The following is a 12,199-nucleotide window of genomic DNA, read 5'->3' on the forward strand; positions in this document are numbered from 1 at the left end:
TGGGTAACGCTTGGGCTTTGTGGTAAATCCGCATCAGCACGCTGTCGACCAACCCCCCGAAATCCCCGGCCGTGGTGCCGATCGCGAGGCCGATCGGCACGACGATCACGACCACGAGCAGCGCGATGCCGAGCGTGAGGCGCGAGCCGTCGATCAGCCGCGAGAGGATGTCGCGGCCGAGCTGGTCGGTGCCGAGCCAGTGCGACGGCGAGCCGGGCGGCAGCAGGCGGTCGGACAGCACCTGGCGCAGCGGATCGTGCGGCATGATCAGCGGGCCGACGATCGCGACGACGATCAGCGCGACCAGGATCGCGAGCCCGAACAGGTTGAGCGGATTGGCGGCGAAGCGGCGCCAGCGGCGATACGCGAGGCCGAACGCGGCCTGCGCGCGCGACGCGGGCGCATCGGAAAGCAGCCACGCGCGCAGCGTGAGACGCTCGGCATTCATGGTCGGGACACCTTCGGCATGGACGGGAAAGGAAGCAGGGCGGCAGCAGTCATGTCGCGGCAGCCCTCAGCGCGCACGCGGATCGAACACGCGGTACAGCGCGTCGGTCAGCAGGTTGACGGTGATGAACATCGCGCCGATCACGAGCGTCGCGCCGAGCACCGCGTTCATGTCGGCGTTCAGCAGCGCACCCGTCAGGTACGAGCCGAGCCCGGGCCACGCGAACACGATCTCGGTCAGCACCGAGCCTTCGAGCAGGTTGCTGTACGTGAGCGCGATCACGGTCAGGAGCGGCACCGCGATGTTCCCGAACGCGTGCCGCCAGATCACGCGGCGCTCGGACAAGCCCTTCGCGCGCGCGGTGACGATGTATTCCTGGCTCAGCTGGTCGAGCATGAACGAGCGCGTCATCCGGCTCAGGTACGCGACCGAGTAGTAGCCGAGGATCGCGGCCGGCAGCGCGATGTGCGACACCGCGTTGCGGAACACGTCCCACTCGCCCGCGAGCGCCGCGTCGATCAGCAGGCTGCCCGTGCGCGGGTCGACCATCCCGTCGTACACGGGATCGAGCCGGCCGGGGCCGCCGACCCAGTGCAGCCGCGCATAGAACAGCAGCAGCCCCATCAGCCCGAGCCAGAACACCGGCACCGAATTGCCGATCAGGCCGACGAAGCGCGCGACGTGGTCGATCGGCCGGTTGTGCTTCACCGCGGCCGCGACGCCGAGCGGCACGCCGATCGCGATGCCGATCAGCGTCGCGATCGTCGCGAGTTCGAGCGTGGCGGGGAACACGCGCCTGATGTCGTCGAGCACCGGGTTCGACGTCAGCAGCGACATGCCGAGATCGCCGTGCAGCACGTCGCGCGCGTAGATCATGAACTGCGTGACGAGCGGCTTGTCGAGGCCCAGCGCGAGGCGCTCGGCCGCGTACGCCTCGGCCGACGCGCGATCGCCGAGGATCGCGAGCACGGGATCGATCGGCACCTTGCGGCCGATCACGAACGTCAGCGCGAGCAGCCCCGCGAACGTGACGGCGAGCGTGAGCGCCCAGCGCAGCACGCGCAGCGCCCAGCGTACGGCCGGGCGGCGCGCGGGCAGCGTGCGCAGTGCTTCGAGGGAGGAGACGGGAGTCGACATGCGGCGAATCTTATTGCTTCTTCAGGTTACGGTACGACACGAGATCGTTGATCGGTCCGACTTCGAGCCCGCTCACGCCGGGCCGCGTCGCGACCTGCGCGACTTTCTCGAACATGATCACGAACGGCGAGCGCGCGAGCAGGTCCTTCTGCATCGCCTGATACCGTTGCGCGCGTTGCGCGGCGGTCGGCTCGGCGAGCGCGGCGTCGGTCTCCTTCGTCAGTTGCGGAATGTCCCAGCTGTTGCGCCAGGCCAGCATTTTATAGCTCGACTTGTCGGAGTTGTCGGGGTTCCATGCGAAACCCTGCGCGTTGCTGTGCGGGTCGATGTAGTCGGCCGACCATTCGCCGATATAGATGTCGTGCTGGCGCGCACGGTATTTCGCGAGCGTCTGCTTGTTGTCGCCGGGAATCAGCTGCACCTTGACGCCCGCCTGCGCGAAGTTCGCCTGCACGGCCTGCGCGATCTCCGTATACGGATAGTCGTTGCGCACGTCCATCGTCACCGAGAAGCCGTTCGGCACGCCGGCCTTCGCAAGCAGCGCCTTCGCCTTCGCGACGTCGAGCTTGTACGGGTTCGCCTTCAGCGTGCCGAGGAAGCCTTCGGGCAGGAAGGTCTGGTGCACCTTGTAAGTCGTCTTCACGACGTTGGTCTGGATGCCGGAATAATCGATCAGCCACTTCAGCGCTTCCTGCACGTCGGGCTTCGCGAGCGTCGGGTTCTTCGTGTTCAGGCCGAGATAGAGCAGCGTCGCCTGCGGCGAGGCCATCACCTTCGCCTTGCCGGATTTCACGACCGACGCGAGATCGTCGGGGCTCAGGTCGCGCGCCGCGTCGACGTCGCCGTTTTCCAGCAGCAGGCGCTGGCTCGCCGCTTCGGGCACGTGGCGCAGCACGATGCGCTTCATCGCGAGCGGCAGCCGGTAGCCGTCGAAGCGCTGCAGCACGATGCTGTCGCCGGCCGCCCACTTGACCAGCTTGTACGCGCCGGAGCCGGCCTCGTTGGTCTTCAGCCATGCGTTGCCGAAGTCGTCGCCCTGCTGGTGTGACAGCAGCAGCTTCCTGTCGAGCACCGACGCGGGCCACGAGCCGAGCACGTTCAGCACGAAGGTCGGCGCGTATTTGTGGTCGGTCGTGATCGACACCGTCTGGTCGTCGAGTTTCTTCACGTTCGCGACGACGTTCGCCTTCGTGAGGCCGATGCCGGTCAGCACGGCGGCCGGGCCCTTGTCGAGCAGCACCGCGCGCTGGATCGACCAGGCAACGTCGTCGGCCGTCAGCGGGTTGCCCGAGTGGAACTTGAGGCCCGGGCGCAGCTTGAACGTATAGGTCAGCCCATCGGGGCTCACCGTCCACGACTGCGCGACGTCGCCGTTGAATTTCGACGGATCGCGCAGGTCGACACGCACGAGCCGGTCGTACGTGTTCGCGACGTATTCCTCCGGCACCAGCTCGTAGATCTCGCCGGGATCGAGTGTCGTGAATTCGTCGAGCAGCGTGGCCATCACGAACATGTCCTTCGGCGTTTCCGCGCGTGCGGCGGCAAGCGGAACGGCGGCGAGCACGGACGCGGCGGCCAGCGCCGCGACGAGCCGGGAGGTCAGGGGCTTCATGTGCGTTTCTCCATGTGTCGTTGAAGTCGTTGAACGTGAACGGTGAAGGGAACGTGCAGTGTCGTTACATCAGGCGCCACGGGCCGCTCGCGGCGTTGTCGATCTGCGGCAACGCATGCGAACCGGGCAGCTCGTAGTGCCACCACTCGCTGTCGATATGCGCGAAGCCGGCCGCGTGCATCACGCCGAGCAGCAGCAGCCGGTTGCGTTGCACGGCTTCGGGCAGCCCCGCGTGGAAGTGGCCCGACGCGGCCACCATCTCGTCGAAGCCGGTGCCCATGTCGACCGCCTCGCCGTTCGCGTCGACGAGTGTCAGGTCGAGCGCGGTGCCGCGGCTGTGGTTCGAGCCGCGGCCGAGATCAGCGACGAAGTTCGGGTCGGGCAGGAAATCCCACAGCACCTGCTGCGCCTGCGGCGGCCGGTACGCATCGTAGACGCGCAGCGTGAAGCCGGCCTGCGCGGCGACGTCGACCGCGCGGCGCAGCGCGGCTTCGGCGGGCTCGAGCAGCAGGCAGTGCGCGCGGCGGTAGATCGCCTTGCCGGTCAGGTTGCGCTCGGTCGCGTAGACGAGATCGATCTCGACGCGATGCGTGGCGGGTGTGATTTCGACGAGGCGGGGTGGGTTCATCGGCAGTCGGGGCGCTCAGGATTCGAATTGGTCGAACGTGCGCTGCAGTTCGCGGTTGCGCGCGACGCGCTGGTCGATCGCGGGACCGAGGCGGTCGACCACGGCGGTGATCAGCAGGTTGAACAGGCAGGTGAGCGGCGCGAGCGAATCCCAGAACTGGCCGACGTCGGTCTTCACCTGCAGCAGGTCGGCCGGCCATTCACGCGCCCATGGGCAATAGAGATCGGTGACCAGCGCGAACGGCTGGCCGCGCTCGGCGGCCGCCTGGCAATAGCGGCGCGCGCTGCGCGAATAGGCACGCGTATCGGTGACGATGCAGTACGGCCGCTCGAATTCGGAGTTCAGCGAATCGACGTACGAGCCCGACTGGCCGTCGGAATAGAACACGCGAGGGCGCAGGTATTCGAGATAGCTGCTGAACGCATTGCTGATGCCGCGGGTCGACTGGATGCCGAGGATGAACACGGCGTCGGCATGCGCGATCCGGTCCGCGACCTGCGCGAACACGGGTTCTTCGGCGAGCCGGTAGACGTGGCGGATCGCGTCGAGTTCGCGATCGAGCGACGATGCCAGCGTGCCGTCGCCGCGGGTGCCGTCGTCGTCGCTCACGTGTGTGCCGGCGGCGCGGCGATATTCGTCGAGGCGATCGGTGATCATCCACGGGCGATCGCTGCCGCCGCGCAGTTCGCGTTTCAGATCGTCGAGGTTCCGGTAGCCGATGCTGCGCAGGAAGCGCCCGACCGAGATGCCGCTGGTGCCGGCCTGCTGAGCGATCTGGTCGGCGGTTTCGAGCCCGAGACGGTCGAGATTCGCGAGCATGTAGCTCGCGATGCGCTTCGCGGTCGGCGTCAGCTCGGCAAAGCGGGATTCGACGGTATGGGCGAACGCGCAGGTCATCGGTCTGTTAGATGTTTGTCATCGGATGATTCGGTGTCATCCATCTAACAAAACCAAAATCATTCGCGCCAGCGGATAAAAACTATGGTTTGGCGGAGGGTGATAGGGTCGGGTACGCGTCCCCGACGGCAATGTCGCGATGCGTAATCACGCAGATTATTTCTGACAGCGATATTTTACGCTTATGTCTGTCAGCAATAATTTGCGTTTATGTCTGTCAGAGATATACTGCATTTATTGCCTACTGGACCCGAGCCGTGGATTTCATCGTCAATACGCCCGCGCAACTGGGCGAAATCCTGTCGTCAGCGCGTCAGGCCAAGGGGCTGACGCAAGCCGAGGCGGCGGCGCGCATCGGCGTCGGCCAGTCGCGCCTGTCGTCGCTCGAGACCACGCGCACCGCCAGCCTGTCGCTCAGCCAATTGCTCGAACTGACCGCGCTGTACGGTCTCGAGCTCAGCGTCCGCACAAAGGACGGGCGTGACGCTGCCGACATCGACTGGTAAGCGATGGGGCGCAACTCGCACACGCGCGCGCTGTCGATCTGGGCCAACGGCCAGCGGGTCGGGACATGGCGGATTCCGGCGCGCGGCGACATGGAGTTGCGGTACGACGCCGGCTGGAAGCAGTCCGCCGCGGGCCGCCCGTTGTCGCTGTCGCTGCCGTTCGGCGTCGGCGATGCGCCGTTGCGCGGCGAGCGCGTGAACCATTACTTCGACAATCTGCTGCCGGACAGCGACGCCATTCGTCGCCGGCTGGCATCCCGGTTCGGCACGGCGACGATCGAGCCGTTCGATCTGCTCGCCGCGCTCGGCCGCGACTGCGTCGGCGCAGTGCAACTGCTCGGCGAGGACGAAGTACCGGCCGGCCATGACCGCATCGACGGTACGCCGTTGTCGGACGACGAGGTCGCGCGCGTGCTCGATCAGGCGAGCGGGGTGGCAGGTGGCGCACAGGACGACGACTTCCGCCTGTCGCTCGCCGGCGCGCAGGAAAAGACCGCGCTGCTGTTTCACGAAGGGCGATGGATGCGCCCGCACGGCGCGACGCCGACCACGCATATTCTGAAGTTGCCGCTCGGTCTGGTCGGCAACAAGCGTGCGGATCTCACCGCTTCCGTCGAAAACGAGTGGTTGTGTCTCGCGATCCTGCGCGCGTACGGCCTGCCGACGGCCGATGCCGAAATCGTGCGTTTCGGCGAGCACAAGGTGCTGTCGGTCGCGCGTTTCGATCGTGCGCTGCATCGCGAAGGTGGATGGCTGTTGCGCTTGCCGCAGGAGGATTTCTGCCAGGCGCTCGGCGTGCCGCCGCATCTGAAATACGAATCGCAGGGCGGCCCCGGCGTGCCGGATCTGGCCGCCATCCTGCGCCGGTCGGAAACGGCGCAGGCTGACCTCGACACGCTGTTTGCCGCACTGATCGTGTTCTGGATGCTTGCCGCACCGGACGGGCATGCGAAGAACTTCAGCCTGCGCCTGCTGCCGGGCGGTCGGTTCCGGTTGACGCCGCTCTACGACGTGATGTCGATCTGGCCGGTCGAGGGCGACGGCGCGAACCAGTGGTCGTGGCACAAGGCCAAACTCGCGATGGCCGTGCACGGCAAGCGCAAGCACTACGCGATGCGCGACATCACACGCAGTCACTTCAGTGCGATGGCCGAGCATTGTCTGCTCGGCGATATCGCGACGCCGATCATCGAACGGCTGGTCGCCGCGACGCCGCACGTGATCGAGTCGGTCGGCGCGACGCTGCCGGCCGGGTTTCCGGCGCGGATCGCCGAACGCATTCTGGGCGGATTGCGGTTCGCCGCCGAACGTCTCGCCGAAACACCGCGCGCCTGACGTCGGGCGGCGAACCGCCTACGCGTCGTCCACTGCCTACTGCTGCATGTCCGGCGCCTCGCGCAGCCGCCAGATCGCGTTGCACTGCTGGCCGCCGAGGCTCGTCGAGCGCAGCGTGATGACGGTGCCGGCCGAGATCCGATACCAGAAATGGGTCATCAGATCAGGGCCCTTGTGCTGCGCCTGCCCATCGATCAGCACCTCGCATCGCAGCGGCGACGGCGAGCCGGACGGGTGCGTGATGTACACGTTCAGCCGCGCGATGTCGCGGGTCGCAGTCAACACGATCTCGTGGTTCCCGCTGCCGACGAGCATCGTGCCGCCCGGTTCGTCGAGCGCCTGCAGGTACGCGCCCGCGCTGCCCTCGATCGCGGCGGAGTTGACGGTCAGCCCGGCCGAACGCATGTATTCGGTCGCGGCGATGCGGGCGGCGGCCGTGTCGGACGGTGCCGGCGTGCCGTCCGACAGCGCGAACGGCATGCCGTCGCGCAATGCGGCGTCGACATGGTTCGCGTAGTAGCGCCAGCGATCGAAGAAACGGATGTCGCCGGTCATGTGCAGCGCGCGGATCGGTTCGCCCTGATAGCGCAACGTCGTGGTGCCGTTGCTCGGATCGAACGATTCGTGAATGCCGTTCTTGCTGACGAAGTTCTGGACCGGGTCGAGCAGCGCGGTTTCGCCGCGCGCGCCCCACAGGTGCAGGAACGTCGTGTCGATTCCGAAGCATTCCTGAAAGTCGGTGCCGATGCGAGCGACGCAGTCGCGCAGATGCGCCGCGAAACGCGCCCACGCGGTGGCCGTGCCGGCGACCAGTCCGGCCTGCAGCGCACCGCCGTGACGCGCTTTCACTTCGTCCACGACGAGACGCCAGTGCGCGTCGCGTCGCTCGCCGATCAGCGGCGTGACGATGAACGTGCAGAACAGCGGGTCGGGACACGCGTACAGGCGGTCGTCGGCGATCCGGGAGAACAGGTCGAACGAGGACGCGCAGAACCAGATGTCCGCGTCGTACAGCGCGAGTTTCGTGATGTGCGGATTGCGCGCGCAATAGTCGGCGGCCTCGATGAAGCGGCCGACCGGCAGCGCATGCGCGCTCGACGCTTCGATCACGTCGACCGACTGGCTTTCCAGGATGCGCCGCTTGCGTTCGGACAGTCCGTAGCCGATGACGGCCACCTGCCCGTCGTAGCCTGTCTGCCGCAGCGACAGCAGGAACGGCACGAGCATCTCGTACCACGCGCGGTTGTTGTCGTTGATCGCCACGCAGACCGCGTGTCCGTTCGCATGCATGGTGCCTCCCGTTGCGCGTGCGCGGCTCAATAGCCGACGTGACGCTCGCACACGACCGCGCCGCAGCCGCGGCTGTCGTGATACGTGATGTGAAACTGCTTGTTGTCCCACAGCCACTGGAATACGGCCTGGTAGACGCCCGACGTGTTCATGTCGTGCAGCACGATCTTCTTGTGCGCGAGCGGGCCGAACCGGTTCAGTTCGGCGAGCGTCTGCTCGTACGTGTGCGTGGTGTCGATGAACAGCAGGTCGCACGCGAGCGGGTCCATTACGAGGTCATCGGCAATCCTGAATTCGAAGTCGATCGCCAGTTCCTGCGCCGCGTGCTTCAGCTCGTCCTGGATGTGGAAATACTGATCGGTGATGTCGACCGACACGAGCCGCTTCGGCTGCGCGAGCATGAAGGCCGTCGTGGTCAGTCCGGTGAACACGCCCAGCTCGAGGATGCTGTCGCATCCGGCGGCCGTGCGGGTATAGAAGTCGAAGCGCGACGGGCTGTCGCCGAGCCAGCCGATCGGTTCGATCTTGTACTGGAGGAATTCCAGCCGCAGTTCTTGTAATGAGCGCATTGTGTAGTCCCCGAGCGAAGCGTATTGGATGACGGATGCGCCCGCGCGCCGGCGTTGCCGGTCGCGCGGGCAGCCGGCCTTATTTCGCCAGCGTCCGGTACGACACGAGGTCGTTGATCGGGCCGATCTCCGGCCCGGTCGTGCCGGGGCGCGTCGCGACCTGCACGACCTTCTCGAACATGATGATGAACGGCGAGTTCGCGAGCACGGCCTTCTGCAGCGCCTCGTAACGCTGCGCGCGCTTCGCGGGCGACGGCTCGACCAGCGCGGCCTCGGTGTCCTTCGTCAGCTGCGGGATGTCCCAGCTGTTGCGCCACGCGAGCATCTTCGTCTTCGACTGGTCGGAATTGTCCGGATTCCAGGCGAAGCCGCGCGCATTGCTGTTCGGGTCCATGTAGTCGGGCGACCATTCGCCGATGAAGATGTCGTGCTGGCGCGCACGGTACTTGCCGATCGCCTGCTTCGCATCGCCCGGGATCAGCTTCACGCGGATGCCGCCTTGCGCGAAGTTGGCCTGCAGCGCCTGCGCGATCTCGAGGTACGGATAATCGTTCGGCATGTCCATCGTCACGTCGAAGCCGTTCGCCAGGCCGGCCTTCGCGAGCAGCGCCTTCGCCTTCGCGACGTTCAGCTTGTACGGGTTCGCATTCAGCGTGCCGAGGAAGCCTTCGGGCAGGAAGGTCTCGTGGACCTTGTAGGTCGTGCTGACGATGTTGCGCTGGATGCCGTCGTAGTCGACCAGCCACTTCATCGCCTGCTGGACTTCGGGCTTCGCGAGATTCGGGTTCTTCGTGTTCAGGCTTAGGTACAGCAGCGCGGATACCGGCCACGACGCGACCTTGATCTTGCCGGCCTTGGTCAGCGCGGCGAGGCTGTCGGGGCTCAGGTTGCGCGCGGCGTCGACGTCGCCGTTTTCCAGCAGCAGCCGCTGCGCGGATGCCTCGGGCACGTGGCGCAGCACGACGCGTTTCATCGGGTACGGCGCGCGGTACTTGTCGAAACGCTGCAACACGATGCTTTCGTTCGGCGTCCACTTGGCGAGCTGGTACGGGCCCGAGCCCGCGTCGTTGGTCTTCAGCCAGCCGCTGCCGAAATCATTGCCCTGCTGGTGCGACATCAGCAGCTTCTTGTCGAGCACCGACGCCGGGCACGCGCTCAGCACGTTGAGCACGAAGCTCGGCGCGTACTTGCGGTCGGTTTCGAGCACGAAGGTCTGCGGGTCGACCGCGCGCACCTTCTGCATCACGTTCGTTTTCGTGAGGCCGAGATCGGCGAGCACGCCGGCCGGGCCCTTGTCGAGCAGGACGGTGCGCTGCAGCGACCATGCGACGTCGTCGGCGGTGACCGGGTTGCCGGAGTGGAACGCGAGGCCGGGGCGCAGCTTGAACGTATAGGTGAGCCCGTCGGCGCCGACCGTCCAGGATTGCGCGATCTGCCCGTCGAAGCGCGTCGGGTCCTTCAGGTCGACCCGCACGAGCCGTTCGTAGGTGTTCGCGACGTACTCGGACGGCACGAGCTCGTAGATCTCGCTCGGATCGAGGGTCGTGAATTCGCCGAGCTGGGTGGCGACGACGAAAATGCCGGGCGGCGTCGCGGCCTGCGCCGGCAGCGCCGGAACAAGCGCGACGAGCGCGGCGCTGACGAACAGCCGGGACAGCAGGTGCTTCATGCGGGCTCCGTGGAAAGGGAATCGTGGTGCGATTCTCTCATCGACGGCCGCCCGGATGAAAAAATTCGACGGGCGCGCGGAACGGCGCCCGGGGGAAGCGGCTTGCGTGCCGGGCGCGGTGCCCGGCAGCGGCGGCGGTCAGATCACGCAGCGCGCGATCGCGAAGCGCATCGCTTCCTCGGCCGGCTCGCTGCCCGAGCCGCGCACGACCTTGACGACCGAACCGTGGCCCGACGGCGTGAGCGTGACGAAGTACGAGCGCGAGCCGACGGTGATGTCGGTCACGCCGTTGTGCTGCGATTGCTCGGTACCGGACAGGCGGCTGTCGAGGCAGTTGGCGATCGCGTGGGCCGGACGCGCCGACGACACGTAGATCATCGGCGCCGGGCCGGACGCGGCCGAGTCGGACGAGGGCGCGGAACCGCAGGCGGCGAGCAGGGCGGCGGGAAGGAGCAGCAGGAATCGTTTCATGATCGGAATCGTCGTGTGTCTCGTGTCGAGGCTGGGGCGCGGGGTACGCGAAACGCGAAGCTTCGCGACGAAACCGCCGCAATCGTGCCGTTTTTGACGGTCGATACGGGCGGCGGCTGACGTCGGAGTATACCCGCGGCACTTGACACGAACGGCCGGCTGAAACGATTCGATACAACAACAAGCGCCCGCTGTCGCGCGGCGGCAGCGGGCGTTTCAAGCGATGGCGAATCGACGTTTGCCGGCGTTATTGGCCGATCTTGTGGCTGACCGCATTTTCCTGCTGGTTCAGCACGTGCTTTTCGCTCTGCGTAATGTGGCCGCGATCCTGCGCGGCCATGTCCCGCTCTTCCCGGCGGATCCTGCGGTCGTCACGGTGCAGGCGCGCGGCCCGGGCGTGCGACATCTCGCCTTCCTTCACTTCGTGACGGATCCGGCGATTCTGGTTGGCGAGACGCTGGTTGACCTCCTCGCGGCGCGGATGCGCCTGCTGCCACGGCGTTTCGGCGAACGCGGTGCCGGTCAGCACCGACATCAGGGTGGCGGCGATCGCGAGATGGCGGGTAAGGGCTCGCATGACGTTTTCTCCTGTCGTTGCGCGTCACGAAACGTGCGCGCTTGTCGAAAAAACGCTGTGCGGGCCCCGGCTGTTGACGTTTCCGGCTGTATCGCTTGCAAGTGTTTATTACAGCGCGTCGGCCGTATCGGCCCGTCAGGTGAGCCGATACGCCGGGCCGGGCGTCACCTCCGCCGGCAGCGGCTCGCGGTTCAGTTCGAGCAGCGTGCGCTCGATCGTGCGCGTCATCGCATCGAGCGCGAGGTGGTTCGGCCCGTCGCCGAACGGCTCCGCGATCGCATGCGCGATCGCGTCGAGCGCGATCAGCGTATAGGCGACGAACACGGTGACGAACGGCGTCGCCGCGCCGATCGAATCGACGAGACCGAACGGCAGCAGCACGCAGTACGCGTAGATGGTCCGGTGCAGCAGCACGTCGTACGAGAACGGGATCGGCGTCGACGCGATGCGCTCGCAGCCGCTCACCATCGACACCAGATCGTCGAGGCGCGCGTCGAGCATCCACAGCCGCGTATCGGCGAGACGGCCCGCATCGGCGCGCGCGGCGAAGGCTTCGCGCAGTTCATGAACGATCGCGATCGGCGCAAACCGGGCGGCGACGATGCGCGCATAGGTCGCGTCGTCGAGCAGCGTGCGCAGGTCCGGCGCCGGAGCGGTGCCGCGCAGTTGATGCTTCAGCGCATAGACGAACGCGACGACCTTGCGCACGAACGCCTGCCGTGCAGCATCGTCGCCGTCGACCGCGCCGTAGCAGAGCGCCTGGGACACCAGCGTGCGCGTGGCGGTCAGCACGCCACCCCACAGCTGCCGGCCCTCGCGATAGCGTTCGTAGCTCGCGTTGTTGCGAAACCCCGCGAAGATCGCGAGCGTGAGACCGATCAGCGTGAACGGCGTCGGGTTCAGCGGCACCTTCTCGCCGAGCACGCGGCCGCCACCCCACACCGCGACGAGGCTGATCGCGAGCGTCAGCACGAGCTGCGGCAGGATGGTCGGCAGCACCGACCCGTTCCAGACGAGCAGCATCCGCAGCCAGTGCTCGCGCGGCCGGACGATCATCGCG

The 12,199-nt window shown here is 66.7% G+C and carries 13 protein-coding genes; 2 read left to right on the top strand and 11 right to left on the bottom strand.

Annotated elements, in window-relative coordinates; all coding sequences use genetic code 11:
* The 5 genes from DIE16_RS34390 to sapR form a co-directional block, all read right to left on the bottom strand.
* On the bottom strand, positions 1–448 hold a 448-nt coding region (locus DIE16_RS34390; RefSeq protein WP_409364476.1), incomplete at its 3' end, for an ABC transporter permease.
* A 66-nt stretch (positions 449–514) separates the two neighbouring features.
* On the bottom strand, positions 515–1,585 hold the full coding sequence (locus DIE16_RS34395) for an ABC transporter permease (RefSeq protein WP_124489613.1): 1,071 nt from the start codon (positions 1,583–1,585) through the stop codon (positions 515–517).
* A 10-nt stretch (positions 1,586–1,595) separates the two neighbouring features.
* Complete coding sequence (locus DIE16_RS34400) at positions 1,596–3,197, bottom strand: ABC transporter substrate-binding protein (protein ID WP_124570632.1); 1,602 nt, start codon at positions 3,195–3,197, stop codon at positions 1,596–1,598.
* Positions 3,198–3,261: 64 nt separating this feature from the next.
* Positions 3,262–3,825 carry a D-alanyl-D-alanine dipeptidase gene (gene ddpX / locus DIE16_RS34405; protein WP_124489615.1) on the bottom strand — a complete coding sequence of 188 codons (564 nt, stop codon included), beginning with the start codon at positions 3,823–3,825 and terminating at the stop codon, positions 3,262–3,264.
* Between the two features lie 15 nt (positions 3,826–3,840).
* On the bottom strand, positions 3,841–4,722 hold the full coding sequence (sapR, locus tag DIE16_RS34410; RefSeq protein ID WP_124894282.1) for a sap1 transcriptional regulator SapR: 882 nt from the start codon (positions 4,720–4,722) through the stop codon (positions 3,841–3,843).
* 257 nt (positions 4,723–4,979) lie between these two features.
* On the opposite strand from sapR, the gene DIE16_RS34415 reads away from it, so the two are divergent.
* Entirely contained in the window at positions 4,980–5,228 is a 249-nt protein-coding gene (locus tag DIE16_RS34415; protein ID WP_044843249.1) for a helix-turn-helix transcriptional regulator, read from the top strand.
* A gap of 3 nt (positions 5,229–5,231) precedes the next feature.
* On the top strand, positions 5,232–6,563 hold the full coding sequence (locus DIE16_RS34420; RefSeq protein ID WP_124894283.1) for a type II toxin-antitoxin system HipA family toxin: 1,332 nt from the start codon (positions 5,232–5,234) through the stop codon (positions 6,561–6,563).
* Positions 6,564–6,599: 36 nt separating this feature from the next.
* Here DIE16_RS34420 and DIE16_RS34425 read toward each other — a convergent pair whose 3' ends face one another.
* The 6 genes from DIE16_RS34425 to DIE16_RS34450 form a co-directional block, all read right to left on the bottom strand.
* Positions 6,600–7,853 (bottom strand): hypothetical protein, encoded by a 1,254-nt coding sequence (locus DIE16_RS34425; protein WP_124894284.1) that lies wholly within the window; start codon positions 7,851–7,853, stop codon positions 6,600–6,602.
* A gap of 26 nt (positions 7,854–7,879) precedes the next feature.
* The gene (locus DIE16_RS34430) at positions 7,880–8,422 is read right to left on the bottom strand and encodes a class I SAM-dependent methyltransferase (protein WP_124894285.1); all 543 of its coding nucleotides are present in this window, start codon (positions 8,420–8,422) and stop codon (positions 7,880–7,882) included.
* Positions 8,423–8,501: 79 nt separating this feature from the next.
* Positions 8,502–10,091, bottom strand: coding sequence for an ABC transporter substrate-binding protein (locus tag DIE16_RS34435; protein ID WP_124520684.1), 1,590 nt, complete (start codon positions 10,089–10,091; stop codon positions 8,502–8,504).
* A gap of 138 nt (positions 10,092–10,229) precedes the next feature.
* Complete coding sequence (locus tag DIE16_RS34440; RefSeq protein WP_124489635.1) at positions 10,230–10,562, bottom strand: sugar ABC transporter ATPase; 333 nt, start codon at positions 10,560–10,562, stop codon at positions 10,230–10,232.
* Between the two features lie 247 nt (positions 10,563–10,809).
* Positions 10,810–11,139 (bottom strand): hypothetical protein, encoded by a 330-nt coding sequence (locus DIE16_RS34445; RefSeq protein WP_044843255.1) that lies wholly within the window; start codon positions 11,137–11,139, stop codon positions 10,810–10,812.
* Between the two features lie 135 nt (positions 11,140–11,274).
* Positions 11,275–12,195: a bestrophin family protein gene (locus DIE16_RS34450; RefSeq protein WP_124894286.1), complete on the bottom strand. Its 921-nt coding sequence runs from the start codon at positions 12,193–12,195 to the stop codon at positions 11,275–11,277.
* Positions 12,196–12,199 lie beyond the last annotated feature (4 nt).

The sequence above is a fragment of the Burkholderia sp. Bp9090 genome (assembly GCF_003857985.1).
Classification (GTDB): domain Bacteria; phylum Pseudomonadota; class Gammaproteobacteria; order Burkholderiales; family Burkholderiaceae; genus Burkholderia.